The sequence below is a fragment of the Enterobacter sp. SECR19-1250 genome, assembly GCF_013391025.1.
GTDB lineage: Bacteria > Pseudomonadota > Gammaproteobacteria > Enterobacterales > Enterobacteriaceae > Enterobacter > Enterobacter cloacae.
Genome location: NZ_JACASJ010000065.1, coordinates 1 through 20,797 on the forward strand (window position 1 = coordinate 1; position 20,797 = coordinate 20,797).

The window sequence follows — 20,797 nt, forward strand, 5'->3', positions numbered from 1 at the left end:
GTTTGTGAAGTGATTCACATCCGCCGTGTCGATGGAGGCGCATTATAGGGAGTTCTCCGCAGGCCGCAACCGCTAAATGACAGAAAAATGACTGACTGCTGCATTCCCCAGCAAAACCCCGCCTTATACCTTTTTACACACAGAGTTATCCACAGCGATGCGAAAAAGTGAAAATTCGCGAGCGTTGCGCAAACGTTTTCGTTAAAATGCTCGCGCTTAACAAGGATGCCTCGTCAGGTGTGTTAGATGAGTTTTTCGCTGGAAAATTCATCTAACGCTCTCTGTAATCGTGAAATCCAGGGGATTTACCATGCAACAACGTCGTCCAGTCCGCCGCGCTCTGCTCAGTGTTTCTGCTAAAGCCGGTATCGTCGAATTCGCTCAGGCACTTTCTGCACGTGGTGTAGAGCTGCTGTCCACAGGTGGTACCGCACGCCTGTTAGCAGATAAAGGTCTGCCGGTAACCGAAGTGTCCGATTACACCGGTTTCCCGGAAATGATGGATGGACGCGTCAAAACCCTGCACCCGAAAGTCCACGGCGGCATTCTGGGTCGTCGCGGTCAGGATGATGCCATTATGGAACAGCATGATATCGCGCCAATTGATATGGTTGTCGTTAACCTTTATCCGTTCGCCCAAACCGTGGCGCGTGAAGGCTGCTCTCTGGAAGACGCCGTAGAGAATATTGATATCGGCGGACCGACGATGGTGCGCTCCGCGGCCAAGAACCATAAAGACGTGGCCATTGTGGTGAAGAGCAGCGACTACTCCGCCATTATTAATGAAATGGATGCGAACGAAGGGTCACTGACTCTGGACACCCGTTTCGACCTCGCGATTAAAGCATTCGAACACACCGCCGCGTACGACAGCATGATCGCCAACTACTTCGGTAGCCTGGTGCCGGCTTACCACGGCGAAAGCAAAGATCCTTCCGGCCGCTTCCCACGCACGCTGAACCTGAACTTCATCAAGAAGCAGGATATGCGTTATGGCGAGAACAGCCACCAGCAGGCAGCCTTCTATATAGAAGAAGAGGTAAAAGAAGCTTCTGTCGCTACCGCCCAGCAGGTTCAGGGCAAAGCGCTCTCTTATAACAATATTGCCGATACCGATGCCGCACTGGAGTGTGTGAAAGAGTTCAATGAGCCTGCCTGCGTTATTGTGAAGCACGCGAACCCCTGCGGCGTAGCGGTCAGTACTTCAATCCTGGACGCTTACGATCGCGCCTATAAAACTGACCCGACCTCTGCCTTCGGCGGCATTATCGCGTTTAACCGTGAACTGGATGCCGAAACCGCACAGGCCATTATCTCTCGTCAGTTTGTTGAAGTGATCATCGCGCCATCTGCGTCTGAAGAAGCGCTGAAAATCACCGCCGCGAAACAGAACGTGCGCGTGCTGGTTTGCGGCCAGTGGGCAGAGCGCGTGCCGGGTCTTGATTTCAAACGTGTAAATGGTGGGCTGCTGGTTCAGGATCGCGATTTGGGCATGGTGGCAGCCGCTGACCTGCGCGTCGTCACCAAACGTCAGCCAACCGAACAGGAACTGCGTGATGCGCTGTTCTGCTGGAAAGTGGCGAAGTTCGTGAAATCCAACGCCATTGTCTATGCCAAAGAGAACATGACCATCGGGATAGGTGCAGGCCAGATGAGCCGCGTTTACTCTGCGAAAATTGCCGGTATCAAAGCAGGCGACGAAGGCCTGGAAGTAAAAGGTTCTGCCATGGCGTCTGACGCCTTCTTCCCGTTCCGTGACGGTATTGATGCGGCCGCTGCTGTGGGTATCACCTGTGTGATCCAGCCTGGCGGTTCTATCCGTGACGACGAAGTCATTGCCGCTGCCGACGAACACGGCATTGCGATGATCTTTACCGATATGCGTCACTTCCGTCATTAATTCCCGGAGCAGAAAATGAAAGTATTAGTGATTGGTAACGGCGGGCGCGAGCACGCGCTGTCGTGGAAAGCGGCGCAGTCTCCGCTGGTTGAAACCGTTTTTGTGGCTCCGGGTAATGCGGGTACGGCGCTGGAACCTGCGCTGCAGAACGTCGCCATCGGCGTGACCGATATCCCCGCGCTGCTGAGCTTTGCCCAGAACGAGAAAATCGATCTCACCATCGTCGGCCCGGAAGCGCCACTGGTGATTGGCGTCGTTGACGCGTTCCGTGCCGCAGGTCTGAAAATCTTCGGCCCGACGGAAGGCGCAGCACAACTGGAAGGGTCTAAAGCCTTTACCAAGGATTTCCTTGCGCGTCATAACATCCCGACGGCGGAATACCAGAACTTCACCGAAGTCGAGCCCGCGCTGGCTTACTTACGTGAAAAAGGCGCGCCGATTGTGATCAAAGCCGACGGTCTGGCTGCCGGTAAAGGTGTTATCGTCGCGATGACGCTCGAAGAAGCCGAAGCAGCCGTACAGGATATGCTGGCAGGCAATGCCTTTGGCGACGCGGGCCACCGCATCGTGATCGAAGAGTTCCTTGATGGCGAAGAGGCGAGCTTTATCGTGATGGTGGATGGCGAACACGTTCTGCCGATGGCCACCAGCCAGGACCATAAGCGCGTGGGCAATGCGGATACCGGACCGAATACCGGCGGTATGGGCGCTTACTCCCCTGCCCCTGTGGTGACGGATGAAGTGCATCAGCGCACCATGGACCGTATCATCTGGCCAACCGTAAAAGGAATGGCTGCCGAGGGTAACACTTACACCGGTTTCCTCTATGCGGGCCTGATGATTGACAAACAGGGCAATCCGAAGGTGATCGAATTTAACTGCCGCTTCGGCGATCCAGAAACTCAGCCAATCATGCTGCGCATGAAATCTGACCTGGTGGAGCTGTGCCTGGCCGCATGCGACGGCAAGCTGGATGAGAAAACCTCAGAGTGGGACGAACGCGCGTCTCTGGGCGTGGTGATTGCTGCGGGAGGTTATCCTGGCCACTACAACACCGGAGATGAGATCCATGGCCTGCCGCTGGAAGAAACCGAAGGTGCCAAGGTGTTCCACGCCGGAACGAAACTGGCTGACGACGATCGCGTACTGACCAATGGTGGTCGCGTGCTGTGTGCCACCGCGCTGGGCCATACCGTTGCCGAAGCGCAGAAGCGCGCCTATGCGCTGATGGCGGATATCCACTGGAACGGTAGCTTTAGCCGTCAGGATATCGGTTATCGTGCGATTGCACGTGAGCAGGGGGAGTAATCCCCCCTCATCCTAACCCTCTCCCTGAAGGGAGAGGGGATTTACGTCAAAAACTCTTTTCTGTCGGCTGCCAGGTGCAGAAATCTTCGTTCGCCACCAGCAACAGCTGAGAGCCTTCAGGCGCTTCAAGCCACGCCACACTCACTTCCATCGATGAATGACGCTGACGGCGCTGTATATGTTCGGTTGCCCAGGATTCAAGATCAGGTTTGACTGTCTGTCCTTCGCAGGTAGTGACCGTACCATCGGTATGCCAGCGCCCCTGGCGCAGCACCACGCGTCCCTGACGCAGCGCATCGCTGGTCTGGCGGATTTGTCCGGCACGATAACGATAGAGAGCAACCTGATCGCTGGAGAGTTGCTGTTTTTGACCGTTGACTTCACGCTGCATAAAGCTCAGCTCGCCGTGGTCATCAAACCGCACTTTTACATGTTCGGGGGTTTTGCCGTAGATATTGAGTTCGATGAATGACAGGTCGTCTCCCTGCCAGCGATACTCTGCGGTCGATGTATTGCCGTTATGCCACGGGCTAAAAGCGGAAAGCAGATGCACTTCACCGCCAGAATCTTTACGCCAGATCCTCACCGCTCCCTGGTTGTCAGCGTAACCGCTGGCGGTAAACGGTGGTAAAGAGGTGTCATGGCTACAGGCGGAAAGCAGTAACACGCCCGCCAGCGCAAGCGCGCCACGCCAGAATGACAAAAGGGGCGTTGCCGCCCCTTCGTTAAAACTGTTCACTGCCACGCGTCTTACTTAACTGCGTCTTTCAGTGCTTTACCAGAAACAAATGCCGGCACGTTAGCTGCGGCGATTTTGATTTCTTTACCGGTCTGCGGGTTGCGGCCAGTACGCTCAGCGCGGTGGTTCACTTTGAAGGTACCGAAACCAACCAGTTGTACAGCATCGCCTTCTTTCAGAGACTCAGTAATAGCAGCCAGGGTAGATTCCAGAGCAGCTTTAGCCTGCACTTTAGACAGATCAGCCTTGTCCGCAATTACATCAATCAGTTGAGTCTTGTTCATAAGTTATCCTTTCAATGTGTTTATCGCTTGCTAAGCATCGAGTGCGACGAAAATGCCAAAATAGCACTCTCCTGCATACACGCACCGATAGCCACTTTTTTTCGCCCCCCAAATGTAGACCAGACGGGGGGCAGAAGGGAAGAGTCGAGGTGCGACAAAACAGGCGTTAAATCACGTTTTGTTGTCTCATTGGTTAAAAATTATACCAATATTACTCTCGCCGGCCTCACGCAAGTCCGCACGCAGCCCTTTTATCAGCTCAATATCGCGTTCTTCACACTCTGCCAGCAGGCGGAAAATCTCCCACTGAATATCCCATTCCTGTTCAACAGCAGGGTTAGCCCGCAGCTCTTCGTCGGTCATTTCACGGCCTGCCTGGGTCATTTCGAGCATTGCTACGGTCGTAATGGATGCCTTACTGACTTCAATAGCGTGCTCCAGCGTTTCACCGCTCAGACGAGAGTGAATCAGTTCGCTTAACGCTACGCAGGCATCAATTGCCGGATAGACACCGTACAGATCAAAATCATCCGCCACCGGAATAGCCTCTTCGAGCTTTTCCAGCTGAGAGTCGAAGTTCACCTTTGCGTCTTTGACCGTCAGCGTTTCCCAGATGAGATCGAGGATCCGGCGATAAATATGGCCATCACCAAACTCCGTCTGCTTGCAGAACGCGGCGTAGTTCGGATACATGCGCTCGCACAGGCAAGCCATAAAGGTGACGTGCTGCCAGCTTTCCAGCTTCTCAAGGCGCAGGTGAATCGGGTTTTGTAGCATGATGAGATCTCGAATCGAAAATTAGCCGCAGTTTACCTGATTCATCACTGAATTTCCTGCCAACGAACAAAAGCCGGACGAGCAGAGGCCACCGCGTCTGCCCAGCGCGTGGGCTCAGGTAAACGGTAACCCTTCATACAACGCTGCACCCAGGCCAGGGCGCTGTCCATGCTCACACGGTGCCCGGTTGCGATAAACAGCGGGTTACAGCGCGCTTTACTGCGCCAGACCCATGCCAGTTGCTCACCCTTATCGATAAGCGGCGCCAGCGCGCCCGGCTCGGCGGAGAGCGGCTCAAATGCACCGCACAGGCGTTTTTTGGCCACACCGATGGTGGGTACATCCACCAGCAGACCAAAGTGGCTGGCAACGCCTAAGCGACGCGGGTGAGAGATACCGTGTCCATCAACAAACAGCAGATCGGGTTTTTGCGAGAGTTGCTCCCACGCTGCGAGCAGCGCGGGGTATTCACGGAAGGAGAGAAAGCCCGGTATGTACGGCATGGTGGTGGCGATACGCGCCACTTTGTACTCCACCAGCTCAAGTGAGGGATACTTCAGCAGCACCATCGCCGCCCGCGTCACTTCACCGCCCTGCTCAAACCCGACATCCGCACCGCCTATATACTGCGGGGGATCCTTATCCAGACGATCCTCGCGGATCACGGATGAAGCCAGTTCTATCTGTTGAGCGCGTAATGACGCGAGATCCATAACCACTCCTTATTTGTGATATTGCGCAGAAAGTCGGTGCACCGCCTCCACAAACTCGCCAGCGTGCTCTGGCGGAACGTCCTGATGGATACCGTGCCCGAGGTTAAACACGTGCCCTTCCCCCTGGCCAAAGCCAGCCAGAATAGACGCCACCTCTTCTTCAATACGGGCAGGCTGCGCGTAGAGCATGGACGGATCCATATTGCCCTGCAGCGCCACTTTGTCACCCACGCGACGGCGCGCGTCGGCGATATCGGTGGTCCAGTCGAGACCCAGCGCATCGCAGCCGGTCGCCGCCATGGCTTCCAGCCACTGACCGCCGCCTTTGGTGAACAGCGTGACCGGCACACGGCGGCCTTCATTTTCACGCAGCAGGCCATCAACGATTTTGTGCATGTAGTAGAGCGAAAATTGCTGATAATCGCGCCCGGTCAGCACGCCGCCCCAGGTATCGAAAATCATCACCGACTGCGCACCCGCTTTGATCTGCGCGTTCAGATAGAGGGTGACGCTTTTCGCCAGCTTATCGAGTAGCGCATGCAGGGCCAGCGGCTCGGCATACATCATCTTTTTGATTACGGTAAAGGCTTTACTGCTGCCGCCTTCAACCATATAAGTCGCCAGCGTCCACGGACTGCCGGAGAAGCCAATCAGCGGGACTTCGCCTTTCAGTTCACGACGAATGGTGCGCACGGCATTCATCACATAGCCCAGCTCCTGTTCAGGATCGGGAACGGGCAACTTATCAACGTCCGCTTTGCTTTTGATTGGGGAAGTGAAACGCGGGCCTTCGCCGGTTTCGAAATAGAGCCCAAGGCCCATCGCATCCGGAATGGTCAGAATGTCCGAAAAGAGAATAGCGGCATCCAGCGGGAAGCGGCGCAGCGGCTGGAGCGTGACTTCACACGCCAGCTCGGCATTTTTGCACAGCGACATAAAATCGCCCGCCTGCGCACGCGTGGCTTTGTACTCTGGCAAGTAGCGTCCCGCCTGGCGCATCATCCACACCGGGGTGACATCAACGGGCTGGCGCAGCAGCGCACGCAGATAACGATCGTTTTTCAGTTCGGTCATTTTTGCAGTTCCTTAAGCGTCATGGCCTCAGTGTAACATGTCACTCAGCATCAGCCCGACACATTGCTACGGTATCTTCTATCAGCCGACGGGCGACGGTGCCTGGTGGTGGCAGCAGCGGCAAATCGTCATAACGATACCAGTTCGCCTCCAGCAACTCTTTCTGGTCGATGACAATCTCGCCGCTGTCATAATCGGCCATAAAGGCCGTCATCAGCGACTGCGGGAACGGCCACGGCTGGGAGGTAACATAGCGCAGGTTTTTAACCTTAATCCCGCTCTCTTCCATCACTTCACGCGCCACCGCCTGTTCCAGCGTTTCGCCCACCTCGACGAACCCGGCCAGCACGGTATGAATGCCGTTGCGGTGGCGGGTGTGCTGCGCCAGCAGGATGGAATCGTCACGACGGATAGCGACGATAATGCACGGCGCAATTTGCGGGTAGTAACGCTCACGGCAGTGGCTGCAGAGCATCGCCCACTCGGTTTTACTGGGGTGCATGGTGTGACCACAGTAGCCGCAGTACTTATGCGAACGGTAAAACTCAGCCAGCTGCACACCCCGGCCCGCCAGCTGGAACAAACCCACATCCTGATCCAGCACCTGACGAACCGATCCCATGTCATTGCGGCGTGGCTGTTGGATCAACCACACGGGTTCACCCTGCCATTCCCCGATCTTCAGCGCGGGCAGGCCGACAAGATCAAATTTTTCTGCTGCGCCATAGGGTATTTCCCCGGCAGGCAACCATAATTTTTGTTCGTGACTGACGATCCACCAACCCAGATCTGATTTTTCAATAATACGATCCATATCTATTGCACTACCTTCGCTTCACTGACATGTTGTTAGCATTGTGGTTATATTTTGGATAAGCAGATTCAATTCTCAACCTTGCGGAGTCAACCATGTTAAACCAGCTAGAGAGCCTGACTGAGCGCGTTAGAGGAAGTAACAAACTGGTGGATCGCTGGCTACATGTGCGCAAGCATCTACTCGTGGCTTATTACAATCTGGTCGGTATTAAGCCTGGCAAAGAATCGTTTATGCGGTTGAATGAAAAAGCGCTGGATGATTTTTGTCAGAGCCTGGTCGACTATCTGTCCGACGGCCATTTCAATATTTATGAACGCATTATCCGCGAAATGGAAGGGACTACACCGTATTTAGCGGCCAGCAAACTCTATCCGCTGCTGGAAGCTAACACCCAGCAGATCATGGATTACTACGATTCCACGCTTGAGAACGCCATCGATCACGATAACTATCTTGAGTTTCAGCAGGCGCTTTCCGACCTCGGCGAAGCGCTGGAAGAGCGATTCACGCTGGAAGATAAGCTGATCGCCCTCGCCCTGGATCACGGCCTGGATGTGAGCCACGAAGATAACGTCGCGCGACCTGCTTGAGTTCTTAATCGTTAACGAGTAATTTACAACCATTCGCCCCTCTGTGGAGGGGGATTTTTCTTGTCGGAGTGCCCAGTGTGCAAGCACGGGCTGAGACCGTTAATTCGGGATCCGCGGAACCTGATCAGGCTAATACCTGCGAAGGGAACAAGAGTCACACTGCTGTTGTATCGCCCCCAGGGCGATCCTCTCTTGCTTCATCCGTCGTCTGACAAGCCATGTCCTTCACTTTTGGAATGAGCTATGTCTACAACAAAACTGACCCGCCGCGAACAGCGCGCACAAGCCCAACACTTCATCGACACTCTGGAAGGCACCGCTTTCCCGAACTCAAAACGCATTTACATCACCGGTTCACAGGCGGATATCCGCGTGCCAATGCGTGAAATCCAGCTTAGCCCGACCCTTATCGGTGGCAGCAAAGCGCACCCGCAGTATGAAGATAACGAAGCCGTTCCGGTGTATGACACTTCCGGTCCGTACGGCGATCCTGCGGTTGCCATTAACGTTCAGCAGGGTCTGGCGAAATTGCGCCAGCCGTGGATTGACGCGCGTAACGACTGCGAAGAGCTCTCTGACCGCAGCTCGGCGTACACCAAAGCGCGTCTGGCCGACGATGGTCTTGATGAGCTGCGCTTCGCCGGGTTGCTGACGCCGAAACGCGCGAAAGCAGGTAAATGCGTTACCCAGCTGCACTATGCCCGCCAGGGCATCGTCACGCCGGAGATGGAGTTTATCGCCATTCGTGAAAACATGGGTCGCGAGCGTATCCGCAGCGAGGTGTTACGCCACCAGCATCCGGGAGAAGGCTTCGGGGCACGTCTGCCGGAAAACATCACGCCGGAGTTTGTGCGTGATGAAGTGGCCGCTGGCCGCGCGATTATCCCTGCCAACATCAATCACCCGGAATCTGAACCAATGATCATTGGCCGCAACTTCCTGGTGAAGGTCAACGCCAATATCGGCAACTCAGCCGTGACCTCCTCCATTGAAGAAGAGGTGGAAAAACTGGTCTGGTCGACACGCTGGGGCGCGGACACGGTGATGGACCTCTCCACAGGGCGTTACATCCACGAAACCCGCGAGTGGATCCTGCGCAATAGCCCGGTGCCTATCGGAACGGTGCCCGTTTATCAGGCACTGGAGAAGGTGAACGGTATTGCCGAAGACCTCACCTGGGAAGCCTTTCGCGACACGCTGCTGGAGCAGGCTGAACAGGGAGTCGACTACTTCACCATTCATGCGGGCGTGCTGCTGCGCTACGTGCCGATGACGGCGAAGCGTCTGACCGGTATTGTCTCGCGCGGCGGCTCTATCATGGCCAAATGGTGCCTGTCGCACCATAAGGAAAACTTCCTCTACGAACACTTCCGCGAGATCTGTGAAATCTGTGCCGCGTACGATGTCTCCCTGTCGCTGGGCGACGGCCTGCGTCCGGGCTCCATTCGTGATGCCAACGACGAAGCGCAGTTTGCCGAACTGCATACCCTGGGTGAGCTGACCAAAATCGCCTGGGAGTATGACGTGCAGGTGATGATTGAAGGCCCGGGACACGTGCCAATGCAGATGATCCGTCGCAACATGACCGAAGAGCTGGAGCACTGCCACGAAGCGCCATTCTATACCCTGGGGCCGTTGACCACGGATATCGCTCCGGGCTATGACCACTTCACCTCCGGGATTGGTGCGGCGATGATCGGCTGGTTCGGCTGCGCCATGCTCTGCTATGTGACGCCGAAAGAGCACCTCGGCCTGCCCAACAAAGAGGATGTGAAGCAGGGGCTGATCACCTACAAAATCGCCGCCCACGCCGCGGACCTGGCCAAAGGCCACCCTGGCGCGCAAATCCGCGACAACGCCATGTCGAAGGCGCGCTTTGAATTCCGCTGGGAAGACCAGTTCAACCTGGCGCTCGATCCTTTCACTGCCCGCGCGTATCACGATGAAACCCTGCCGCAGGAGTCGGGCAAAGTGGCACATTTCTGCTCCATGTGCGGGCCAAAATTCTGCTCGATGAAAATCAGCCAGGAAGTCCGTGACTACGCCGCCGCGCAAACCATTGAAGTGGGTATGGCGGATATGTCAGAAACCTTCCGCGCGAAGGGCGGCGAAATCTACCTCAAAAAAGAGGAGGCGTAATGTATCAGCCTGATTTCCCTTGCGTTCCCTTCCGTTTAGGGCTCTATCCGGTGGTGGACAGCGTAGCGTGGATCGAACGCCTGCTGGCGTGCGGCGTTCGCACAATCCAGCTGCGCATTAAGGATAAACGTGATGACGAGGTGGAGGCCGATGTGGTCGCCGCCATCGCGCTGGGGCGTCGCTACGACGCGCGCCTGTTTATCAACGACTACTGGCGACTGGCCGTTAAGCACCAGGCGTACGGTGTGCATCTGGGTCAGGAGGACCTGGAAACAACGGACCTGAGCGCTATCCGGGACGCTGGATTAAGACTGGGGGTGTCAACACACGACGACATGGAGATCGACGTGGCGCTGGCGGCTCGCCCTTCGTACATCGCACTTGGCCATGTTTTTCCGACGCAGACCAAACAGATGCCCTCTGCCCCACAGGGGCTGACGCAGCTGGCGGCGCACGTTAAACGCCTTGCCGATTACCCTACCGTCGCGATCGGTGGGATCAGCCTGGAACGCGCTCCTGCCGTGCTGGATACCGGTGTCGGCAGTATCGCTGTCGTCAGCGCCATTACCCAGGCGGCAGACTGGCAGGCCGCCACCGCACAGCTGTTAAAGCTGGCAGGAGCAGGCGATGAATGATCGTGATTTTATGCGCTACAGCCGCCAGATCCTGCTGGAGGATATTGCCATTGACGGGCAGCAAAAGCTGCTCGCCAGCCGGGTCCTGATTGTTGGTCTGGGCGGATTAGGCGCTCCTGCCGCGCTCTATCTGGCAGGCGCGGGCGTGGGCACGCTGGTTCTGGCCGATGACGACGAGGTACATACCAGTAACCTGCAGCGACAAATCCTCTTCACCACGGAGGATGTTAACCAGCCCAAAGCGCAAATCACCCGCAAAAGGCTGAAGCAGTTGAACCCGGACATCACGCTCATCGCGCACCAGGAGCGACTCCACGGCGACACTCTGCAGCGCGAAGTCGCCCTTGCTGATGCGGTGCTGGACTGCACCGACAATATGGCGACCCGCCAGGCCATTAACGCCGCCTGCGTGGCACAGAATACGCCGCTTATCACCGCCAGTGCGGTCGGTTTCGGCGGGCAGATGATGGTGCTGACCCCGCCCTGGGCGCAGGGCTGTTATCGCTGCCTGTGGCCGGATGATGCCGAGCCGGAGCGCAACTGCCGCACCGCGGGCATACTGGGCCCGGTGGTGGGCGTGATGGGGACCCTGCAGGCGCTGGAAGCCATCAAATTGCTCAGCGGTATGGAAACAGAGCGCAATACGCTGCGGCTGTTTGATGCCCGCTCCAGCGGCTGGCGTCATCTGGCACTGCACCGCGCCAGCCACTGTCCGGTGTGCGGAGGCTGCAATGCGCATTCTGTTTAATGATGAGCCGATGAAATGCGATGACGGTCTCACCGTTGCCGCGCTGCTCGAGAAGCTGCGCCAGCTCAAGCCGGGAATGGCGCTGGCGCTTAATCAACAGATCCTGCCGCGTGAGCAGTGGGAACATCAGCAGGTGAGCGAAGGCGACCAGATCCTGCTGTTTCAGGTTATCGCCGGGGGCTGAGATGTTACGTATTGCTGATAAAGTCTTTGATTCACATCTGTTTACCGGGACCGGAAAATTCGCCTCGCCGCAGCTGATGGTGGATGCCATCCGTGAAAGCGGCAGCCAGTTGGTGACGCTGGCGCTCAAGCGCGTCGATCTGCGCCATCACAGCGACGCCATTCTGGCACCGTTGCTGGATGCTGGCGTTACCCTGCTGCCCAATACCTCCGGTGCGAAAACGGCTGAAGAGGCGATTTTTGCGGCTCAGCTGGCTCGTGAAGCGCTGGGTACCCACTGGCTGAAACTGGAAATACATCCGGATGCGCGCTGGCTGTTGCCCGACCCCATCGAAACGTTAAAAGCGGCCGAAAAGCTGGTGCAGCAAGGCTTTACCGTTCTGCCCTACTGCGGGGCCGATCCCGTGCTGTGTAAACGGCTGGAAGAGGTCGGCTGCGCTGCCGTCATGCCGCTGGGTGCCCCAATTGGATCTAATCAGGGACTGGAGACCCGCGCCATGCTGGAGATCATCATTGAGCAAGCCACCGTGCCGGTGGTGGTGGATGCAGGCATTGGCGTGCCCAGCCATGCCGCCCAGGCGCTGGAGATGGGAGCAAGTGCCGTGCTGGTGAACACAGCCATTGCGGTCGCCGACGACCCGATCAGGATGGCTCGTGCGTTCCGCATGGCCGTGGAGGCCGGCTTGCTGGCACGAGAGTCTGGCCCGGGAACGCGCAGTTTTCAGGCACAGGCCACCAGCCCGTTGACCGGCTTTCTGGAGGCACTCTCATGACCACCTTTACCGACCGCTGGCGGCAGCTTAACTGGGACGATATTGCCCTGCGTATCAACAGTAAAACGCAGGCTGACGTGGAGCGCGCCTTACAAGCCCGTCACCTGTCCCGCGACGATATGATGGCCCTGCTCTCTCCGGCGGCGAGCACCTTTCTTGAGCCGATGGCCCAGCGCGCTCAGAGGCTCACCCGCCAGCGTTTTGGCAACACGGTGAGCTTTTACGTACCGCTCTACCTCTCTAACCTGTGCGCGAATGACTGCACCTACTGCGGCTTCTCCATGAGCAACCGCATCAAGCGGAAAACACTCGATGAGAGCGAAATCGCCCGTGAGTGTGCCGCCATCCGTGAAATGGGTTTTGAGCATCTCCTGCTGGTCACGGGCGAACACCAGAGCAAAGTCGGGATGAACTATTTTCGACAGCACCTTCCGGCCATTCGCCGTCAGTTCGCGTCGCTACAGATGGAGGTTCAACCCCTGTCGCAGGAGGAATACGCGGAGCTTAAAACCCTCGGGCTGGACGGAGTGATGGTGTATCAGGAAACCTACCACGAGGCGACGTATGCCCGGCATCACCTGAAGGGAAAGAAACAGGATTTCTTCTTCCGGCTGGAGACCCCGGACAGGCTGGGCCGGGCCGGGATCGACAAAATCGGTCTGGGTGCGCTGATTGGGCTGTCAGATAGCTGGCGGGTGGATTGCTACATGGTAGCGGAACACCTGCTTTGGCTGCAGCAGCACTACTGGCAAAGCCGTTACTCTATCTCCTTCCCCCGCTTGCGACCGTGTACAGGAGGTGTTGAACCCGCCTCGGTGATGGACGAACGTCATCTGGTCCAGGCCATCTGTGCGTTTCGCCTGCTTGCCCCGGAGGTTGAATTATCCCTCTCGACGCGTGAATCTCCTGCGTTTCGTGACCGCGTGATCCCGCTTGCGATTAACAACGTCAGTGCGTTCTCCAAAACGCAGCCAGGGGGCTACGCCGATGACCATCCGGAGCTGGAACAATTTGCGCCACATGATAGTCGACGGCCAGAAGCAGTTGCCGCCGCCCTGACCGCCCAGGGGTTACAACCGGTCTGGAAAGACTGGGATAGTTGGCTGGGAAGAGCCTCGCAAATGCGTTGAAACGCACTGCAAGCCGGTAAAAAATTGTCGAGGCGCTCTGGAGAGTCACAACCGGACGATTGTCATCTATCGTCCGGTTTTTTTATTGTCATGCCGTCAGCAACGGAAGCTGACCAGGGCGAAAAGCTTCTTCCTCGTTTCGCCCTGCCTCTGATTCATTGCACACGCCGCCCGCCAGATGAATGAGTATTTTCTTAATGGTTCTTAAGATAAATCATCTCATCTGAAACTGTGTTCCGTATAATTCACAGCTAACCGCAGGACAGCGACTATGCTGAGAGGATATCGGCAGACGAAAAAACTCACCATCAGGATTGATGTACAACTCATGGCACTTCACAGCAGAAAGCTCTCTTTTACCCGACCCATTATGCTCAGCTTTGCGGGGATCCTGTGCAGTTTTGCGCTGATCGCGGTCGTGGTTACCCTTTCACAACAAAAAGATTTTCTTGAGGATTATCATAAGATTAATGGTAACTTCACCCACAACCTGGCGGTGAACTACACCGAATCTATCCTGCGTGAAAACGACTATATCCTTGGGCGTTCGGCGCTCTATTTTGCACGCAACGACACGCTGAACGAGATGCTGAACGTCAATCCGTCGCAGGGTTTACAGATGTTGATGCATCTACAGAACCTGATGCCGACCGTCTCTTCCATTTCTCTGACAGACACCTAGGGCCGTTATCTGCGCGCGCCGGAGGTACTTCCCACGGAAAAGAGCAAAACCTTCGATCCCCGGACGCGTCCATGGTTCATCGCCCAGGCGGAAGCCAGCATCTTCAGCCACTATACCCGCCCCTACATGGACTATTTTACCGGGCATCCCACGGTCACTCTTTATAAGCCGTTGATTTCGCCGGAAGGACGGCTCAAGGGTACAATAGCATTTCATCTCGATTTGACCTCCATGGGGTTTACCCTTCGTCAGATGGTAGCGCCTGTACAAGGTGAATTCTTTGTTGTCGAACGCGACGGTGCCGTGGTGCTTCACCCTGATCCGGGCGCGCTCTTCAAGCAATACGTGAGCGAAGCGCTGATGGACAAAATGACCAGCGGCGAAGGCCATCTGTATGATAAGAAAACCAAAGCCTGGTATTACTACTACTCCTTCACCAACCCGGACTGGTTTGTCATCTACCGGGTTTCGGGCGCAACGCTCACCGACATTACCCGCCATGAGACCACTATCGTCGGCTGGGGTTTTGCGCTGGCGGCCATCATTATCATCCTCTTCGGTCTGTACCTGCGCCATGAGTCGCGTACCGTGCTGATGACGATTATCAACGCCATCAAAACCGGCGACGTCAACCAGTCTCCGCGTCTGGAAGCGATGCTTAGCCATACTATCCAGTCCAACAAAGCGCGTGAGATGGCCTATGTGCGCCAGGCCACCCATGATGCACTCACCGGCTGCAAAAACCGCCGGGCATTTGATAGCGATGTAGATGAGCTACTCAGTGCCCACCAGCCTTTCGCCCTGGCGCTGATTGACATCGACAACTTTAAATCGATTAACGACACCTGGGGTCACCTGAGCGGTGATATTGTGCTGCGTAACGTGGCGCGTGAAGGGATCCAGATAATGCAGCCGCATAACGTCTCGGTTTACCGCTACGGTGGAGAAGAGTTCGCAGTGATTTTCCAGGCTGACCAGATCGCTACCGCATTCTCGTTACTGGACGCGTGGCGTACCGCCGTTGAAAAACGCGTCTGGCGGGAAGAAAACCTGCGGGTAACGTTCAGTGCCGGTCTGGGAGAATGGCATTTCGAACCGCTGGAAGAACTGGTGGGGAGCGTAGATAACGCCCTCTACAGCGCGAAACAACAGGGAAAAAACCGCATTATTCGAACGTCCGTCGGCTGATTTTCGCTGCCCGGCGCAAAATTGTAACCGGTTTCAGAAAAATGCCGATTTCTTTGTGATGCCTGACACACAATCACGGTAAAGCGGTTGTTGAAGCAGTCTGCACGGGATAATTATCAATAAACACATGTAGATCGAGGCTGATTATGAAGAACATCGTTTTATGCTGTGCAGCGGGAATGTCAACGAGCATGCTGGTTCAACGTATGAAAGACGCCGCGCAGAAAAAAGGGGTTGAAGTCACCATTAAAGCCGTTCCGGTCGCGGAATTTAAAGACAACATCGCGACGGCCGACATCGTATTACTGGGGCCACAGGTTAAATACGAGCAGGCGAAACTTCAGGCCCAGGCCGAGCCGCTGGGTAAAAAGGTCGCGGTGATCGACATGATGGATTACGGCATGATGAAAGGTGATGCCGTACTGGAAAAAGCGCTCAAACTGCTGGAGTCATAATGGAAGACTTAGAAACGACAATCATGGAACTGCTGGTCAACGCGGGTGCGGCGCGCAGTGCTGCCCTGACGGCATTACAGATGGCGCGTAAAGGTGACTTTGACGGGGCCGAAAAGGCGATGGAAGAGTCGCGCGAGTATGTGAAGCATGCGCACACCATCCAGACACAGCTTATTGGTCTTGATGAAGGCACCGGGAAGCTTCCGGTTAACCTGATTACCGTCCATTCTCAGGATCACCTGATGAACGCGATGGTCATCCAGGATCTGGCGGGCGATATGATTGAGCTTTATCGACGCATCCCGTTGCTGAATTAAAAGCTACAGCTGTAAAAAAACCCGCCGAGGCGGGTTTTTTTATTTACGGCATCAACGATTACTCGTTGTCGGAACCGCCCAGACCTGCGTTCAGCAGCTCTGCCAGGCTCGCGGATGCATCTTCAGCAGTCACCTGCGGTGCAGCTGGCAGTTCGCCTGCAGCACGACGACGCATACGATCCTGATGGTACGCATAACCGGTACCCGCCGGGATCAGACGACCCACGATAACGTTCTCTTTCAGACCGCGCAGTTCATCACGTTTACCTGCAACAGCGGCTTCGGTCAGGACACGAGTGGTTTCCTGGAACGATGCTGCAGAGATGAAGGACTCGGTTGCCAGAGACGCTTTGGTGATACCCAGCAGATCGCGCGAGAAGGTCGCACCGATTTTGCCGTTCGCTTCCAGTTCGCGGTTAGCGATCTTGACGCGTGAGTACTCAACCTGCTCGCCTTCCAGGAACTCGGAGCTGCCCGCGTTCTCGATGGTCGCTTTACGCAGCATCTGACGAACGATAACTTCGATGTGTTTATCGTTAATCTTAACGCCCTGCAGACGGTATACGTCCTGTACTTCGTTAACAATGTAACGCGTAACAGCATGCACACCACGCAGACGCAGGATGTCGTGCGGCGCTTCTGGACCGTCGGAAACCACGTCACCACGTTCTACGCGTTCACCTTCGAACACGTTGAGCTGACGCCACTTAGGAATCATCTCTTCGTACGGCTCGCTGCCATCTACCGGGGTGATAACCAGACGGCGTTTACCTTTGGTCTCTTTACCGAAGGAGATGATACCGCTGATTTCAGCCAGGATTGCCGGCTCTTTCGGACGACGTGCTTCGAACAGATCCGCAACGCGTGGCAGACCACCGGTGATGTCCTTGGTACCGCCGGATTCCTGAGGAATACGCGCCAGGGTGTCACCAGAGCTGATCTGTACGCCATCTTCCAGCTGTACAATCGCTTTACCAGGCAGGAAGTACTGCGCAGGCATATCGGTACCAGGGATCAGAACGTCGTTACCCTGAGCATCAACGATTTTCAGTGCAGGACGCAGATCTTTACCGCCGGTAGTACGTTCAGCAGAATCCAGAACTACCAGAGAAGACAGACCGGTCAGCTCGTCAGTCTGACGAGTAATGGTCTGGCCGTCGATCATGTCAGTGAAGCGGATGAAACCACTCACTTCGGTGATAACTGGCATGGTGTGTGGATCCCAGTTTGCAACGGTTTCACCGCCGGCAACCTGCTCGCCATCACCTTTCGCCATAACAGCACCGTAAGGCACTTTATAGCTCTCTTTGGTACGACCGAATTCGTCGATCAGCTTCAGTTCGGTGTTACGAGAAGTGATAACCAGTTTACCGCTGGAGTTCACAACCGATTTCGCGTTGCTGAGCTTGATGCTACCTTTGTTTTTCACCTGGATGCTGGATTCAGCAGCCGCACGAGATGCCGCACCACCGATGTGGAACGTACGCATCGTCAGCTGTGTACCCGGCTCACCGATGGACTGTGCCGCGATAACGCCGATGGCTTCACCTTTGTTGATGATGTGGCCACGTGCCAGGTCACGACCGTAGCAGTGCGCACATACACCAAAGTCGGTGTCACAGGATACAACGGAACGCACTTTCACGGAGTCAACAGAGTTCGCTTCCAGCAGGTCACACCACTGTTCGTGCAGCAGCGTGTTGCGTGGAACCAGAATGTCTGCGGTACCCGGCTTCAGAATGTCTTCCGCGGTAACACGACCCAGTACGCGATCGCGCAGTGGCTCTTTAACATCACCACCCTCGATAACCGGGGTCATGGTGATACCTTCAAGGGTGCCACAATCGTCTTCGGTCACCACCAGATCCTGCGCAACGTCAACCAGACGACGCGTCAGATAACCGGAGTTCGCTGTTTTCAGTGCGGTATCCGCCAGACCTTTACGTGCACCGTGCGTGGAGATGAAGTACTGGAGTACGTTCAGACCTTCACGGAAGTTCGCGGTGATTGGCGTTTCGATGATAGAGCCATCTGGCTTCGCCATCAGACCACGCATACCTGCCAGCTGACGAATCTGTGCTGCAGAACCACGCGCACCGGAGTCGGCCATCATGTAAATGCTGTTGAAGGAAACCTGCTGCTCTTCTACGCCGTCACGGTTAATCACGGTTTCGGTTTGCAGGTTATCCATCATCGCTTTGGATACACGATCGTTCGCCGCAGCCCAGATATCGATAACTTTGTTGTAGCGTTCGCCCGCGGTTACCAGACCAGACTGGAACTGCTCCTGGATTTCCGCAACTTCAGCTTCTGCTTCAGAGATGATCTCGTGTTTCTTCTCTGGGATGACCATGTCATCGATACCAACAGATGCACCTGAACGCGCTGCATAAGCAAAGCCGGTGTACATTGTCTGGTCAGCGAAGATAACAGTCGGCTTCAGACCCAGAATGCGGTAACAGGTGTTCAGCATTTTGGAGATCGCTTTCTTACCCAGCGCCTGGTTAACGATGGAGAAAGGCAGACCTTTCGGTACGATCATCCACAGAATGGCACGGCCGATAGTCGTGTCTTTCAGGCTGGTTTTCGCAACGAATTCGCCGTTAGCATCTTTTTCGTATTCAGTGATACGCACTTTAACGCGCGCATGCAGAGAGGCCAGGCCAGCGCGATAAATACGCTCAGCTTCTTTCGGGCCAGTCAGCACCATGCCTTCGCCTTTAGCGTTAACACAGTCACGGGTCATGTAGTACAGACCCAATACAACGTCCTGAGAAGGAACGATGATTGGTTCACCGTTCGCTGGAGACAGGATGTTGTTGGTAGACATCATCAGCGCACGCGCTTCGAGCTGGGCTTCCAGCGTCAGCGGTACGTGAACAGCCATCTGGTCACCATCGAAGTCGGCGTTATACGCCGCACAAACCAGTGGGTGCAGCTGAATAGCTTTACCTTCGATCAGGACTGGCTCAAATGCCTGGATACCCAGACGGTGCAGAGTTGGTGCACGGTTCAGCAGTACCGGGTGTTCGCGGATCACTTCGTCCAGGATATCCCAAACGACAGCTTCTTCACGCTCAACCATTTTCTTAGCGGCTTTGATGGTGGTGGCGAGTCCTCGCAGTTCCAGTTTGCCGTAGATGAATGGTTTGAACAGCTCCAGTGCCATTTTCTTCGGCAGACCGCACTGATGCAGACGCAGGTATGGACCTACGGTGATTACAGAACGACCGGAGTAGTCAACACGCTTACCGAGCAGGTTCTGACGGAAACGACCCTGTTTACCTTTGATCATGTCGGCCAAAGATTTCAGAGGGCGTTTGTTAGAACCGGTGATCGCACGACCGCGACGACCATTATCCAGCAGGGCATCTACCGCTTCCTGCAGCATACGTTTTTCGTTGCGTACGATAATGTCCGGCGCAGCCAGATCCAGCAGACGTTTCAGACGGTTGTTACGGTTGATCACGCGACGATACAGATCGTTCAGATCGGACGTAGCGAAACGACCACCATCCAGCGGAACCAGCGGACGCAGATCTGGCGGCAGAACCGGCAGAACGGTCAGGATCATCCACTCTGGCTTGTTACCAGACTGAACGAACGCTTCCAGCAGTTTGATACGCTTGGTCAGCTTTTTACGCTTGGTTTCGGAGTTGGTTTCGTTCAGCTCTTCACGCAGCTGCTCGCACTCTTGCTCCAGATCCATGCTCTTCAGCAGGGCCTGAATAGCTTCCGCACCCATCTTCGCGTCGAATTCGTCACCGAACTCTTCCAGCGCGTCCAGATACTGCTCTTCAGTCAGGATCTGGTGACGTTCCAGGTTCGTCATCCCGCCTTCGATAACCACATAAGATTCGAAGTACAGAACACGTTCGATATCGCGCAGCGGCATATCCAGCAGCAGGCCGATACGGGACGGCAGAGATTTCAGGAACCAGATGTGAGCAGTCGGAGACGCCAGCTCGATGTGGCCCATGCGCTCACGGCGCACTTTGGTCTGGGTCACTTCAACGCCGCACTTCTCACAGATCACACCACGGTGTTTCAGGCGCTTGTACTTACCGCACAGGCACTCGTAATCTTTTACTGGCCCGAAAATACGTGCACAGAAAAGGCCGTCACGCTCAGGTTTGAACGTACGGTAGTTGATGGTTTCCGGCTTTTTAACTTCACCGAAAGACCATGAACGGATCATGTCTGGCGAAGCCAGAGCAATTTTGATCGCATCAAACTCTTCGGTTTTAGTTTGCGCTTTCAGAAACTTTAATAAGTCTTTCACGGATTTGCTCCCGTCGGAGTTAGCACACTCTGCTGTCGGGCGTTAACCCGACAGCAGTGACCT

General features: G+C 55.6%; 18 protein-coding genes, 1 pseudogene and 1 riboswitch. Of the genes and pseudogenes, 12 read left to right on the forward strand and 7 right to left on the reverse strand.

The window, feature by feature from the left end:
• The first annotated feature begins 310 nt into the window (after positions 1-310).
• Positions 311-1,900, forward strand: a complete 1,590-nt coding sequence (gene purH, locus HX884_RS16580) for a bifunctional phosphoribosylaminoimidazolecarboxamide formyltransferase/IMP cyclohydrolase (protein ID WP_178328495.1) — start codon at positions 311-313, stop codon at positions 1,898-1,900.
• Between the two features lie 15 nt (positions 1,901-1,915).
• On the forward strand, positions 1,916-3,208 hold the full coding sequence (gene purD, locus HX884_RS16585) for a phosphoribosylamine--glycine ligase (RefSeq protein ID WP_114519522.1): 1,293 nt from the start codon (positions 1,916-1,918) through the stop codon (positions 3,206-3,208).
• 46 nt (positions 3,209-3,254) lie between these two features.
• Here purD and HX884_RS16590 read toward each other — a convergent pair whose 3' ends face one another.
• From HX884_RS16590 to nudC, 6 genes are all read right to left on the reverse strand, one after another.
• Positions 3,255-3,947 (reverse strand): DUF1481 domain-containing protein, encoded by a 693-nt coding sequence (locus tag HX884_RS16590; RefSeq protein WP_023621286.1) that lies wholly within the window; start codon positions 3,945-3,947, stop codon positions 3,255-3,257.
• 11 nt (positions 3,948-3,958) lie between these two features.
• Positions 3,959-4,231, reverse strand: coding sequence for a nucleoid-associated protein HU-alpha (gene hupA, locus HX884_RS16595; RefSeq protein ID WP_002445246.1), 273 nt, complete (start codon positions 4,229-4,231; stop codon positions 3,959-3,961).
• A gap of 186 nt (positions 4,232-4,417) precedes the next feature.
• A complete protein-coding gene (locus HX884_RS16600) occupies positions 4,418-5,008 on the reverse strand; it encodes a YjaG family protein (protein WP_013095017.1) in 591 nt (196 codons plus the stop codon).
• A gap of 44 nt (positions 5,009-5,052) precedes the next feature.
• Entirely contained in the window at positions 5,053-5,721 is a 669-nt protein-coding gene (gene nfi / locus HX884_RS16605; protein WP_013095016.1) for a deoxyribonuclease V, read from the reverse strand.
• 9 nt (positions 5,722-5,730) lie between these two features.
• Positions 5,731-6,795: a uroporphyrinogen decarboxylase gene (hemE, locus tag HX884_RS16610; protein WP_178328496.1), complete on the reverse strand. Its 1,065-nt coding sequence runs from the start codon at positions 6,793-6,795 to the stop codon at positions 5,731-5,733.
• A gap of 40 nt (positions 6,796-6,835) precedes the next feature.
• Positions 6,836-7,609, reverse strand: a complete 774-nt coding sequence (nudC, locus tag HX884_RS16615) for an NAD(+) diphosphatase (protein ID WP_013095014.1) — start codon at positions 7,607-7,609, stop codon at positions 6,836-6,838.
• Positions 7,610-7,704: 95 nt separating this feature from the next.
• Here nudC and HX884_RS16620 point away from each other — a divergent pair, with 95 nt between their 5' ends.
• The 10 genes and pseudogenes from HX884_RS16620 (at position 7,705) to HX884_RS16665 (ending at position 16,452) form a co-directional block, all read left to right on the forward strand.
• Positions 7,705-8,202, forward strand: a complete 498-nt coding sequence (locus tag HX884_RS16620) for an Rsd/AlgQ family anti-sigma factor (protein WP_013095013.1) — start codon at positions 7,705-7,707, stop codon at positions 8,200-8,202.
• A gap of 54 nt (positions 8,203-8,256) precedes the next feature.
• Positions 8,257-8,366, forward strand: a riboswitch (TPP riboswitch).
• 79 nt (positions 8,367-8,445) lie between these two features.
• Entirely contained in the window at positions 8,446-10,341 is a 1,896-nt protein-coding gene (gene thiC / locus HX884_RS16625; RefSeq protein WP_045902170.1) for a phosphomethylpyrimidine synthase ThiC, read from the forward strand.
• Positions 10,341-10,976 carry a thiamine phosphate synthase gene (gene thiE / locus HX884_RS16630; RefSeq protein ID WP_013095011.1) on the forward strand — a complete coding sequence of 212 codons (636 nt, stop codon included), beginning with the start codon at positions 10,341-10,343 and terminating at the stop codon, positions 10,974-10,976. The genes thiC and thiE overlap by 1 nt, the downstream gene beginning before the upstream one ends.
• Complete coding sequence (locus HX884_RS16635; protein WP_178328497.1) at positions 10,969-11,724, forward strand: HesA/MoeB/ThiF family protein; 756 nt, start codon at positions 10,969-10,971, stop codon at positions 11,722-11,724. The genes thiE and HX884_RS16635 overlap by 8 nt, the downstream gene beginning before the upstream one ends.
• Positions 11,708-11,908 carry a sulfur carrier protein ThiS gene (gene thiS, locus HX884_RS16640; RefSeq protein WP_178328498.1) on the forward strand — a complete coding sequence of 67 codons (201 nt, stop codon included), beginning with the start codon at positions 11,708-11,710 and terminating at the stop codon, positions 11,906-11,908. Before HX884_RS16635 ends, thiS begins: the two co-directional genes overlap by 17 nt.
• Position 11,909: 1 nt before the next feature.
• Positions 11,910-12,680: a thiazole synthase gene (gene thiG, locus HX884_RS16645; protein ID WP_013095008.1), complete on the forward strand. Its 771-nt coding sequence runs from the start codon at positions 11,910-11,912 to the stop codon at positions 12,678-12,680.
• Positions 12,677-13,810: a 2-iminoacetate synthase ThiH gene (gene thiH / locus HX884_RS16650; RefSeq protein ID WP_178328499.1), complete on the forward strand. Its 1,134-nt coding sequence runs from the start codon at positions 12,677-12,679 to the stop codon at positions 13,808-13,810. The genes thiG and thiH overlap by 4 nt, the downstream gene beginning before the upstream one ends.
• A gap of 328 nt (positions 13,811-14,138) precedes the next feature.
• Positions 14,139-15,680 (forward strand): annotated as a pseudogene (locus HX884_RS16655) (diguanylate cyclase domain-containing protein).
• Between the two features lie 146 nt (positions 15,681-15,826).
• Positions 15,827-16,135, forward strand: a complete 309-nt coding sequence (locus HX884_RS16660; RefSeq protein WP_023334100.1) for a PTS sugar transporter subunit IIB — start codon at positions 15,827-15,829, stop codon at positions 16,133-16,135.
• A complete protein-coding gene (locus tag HX884_RS16665; protein ID WP_020684626.1) occupies positions 16,135-16,452 on the forward strand; it encodes a PTS lactose/cellobiose transporter subunit IIA in 318 nt (105 codons plus the stop codon). Before HX884_RS16660 ends, HX884_RS16665 begins: the two co-directional genes overlap by 1 nt.
• Before the next feature lie 58 nt (positions 16,453-16,510).
• On the opposite strand, the gene rpoC is transcribed toward HX884_RS16665, so the two are convergent.
• Positions 16,511-20,734, reverse strand: a complete 4,224-nt coding sequence (gene rpoC / locus HX884_RS16670) for a DNA-directed RNA polymerase subunit beta' (RefSeq protein WP_013095003.1) — start codon at positions 20,732-20,734, stop codon at positions 16,511-16,513.
• Between the last annotated feature and the right edge of the window lie 63 nt (positions 20,735-20,797).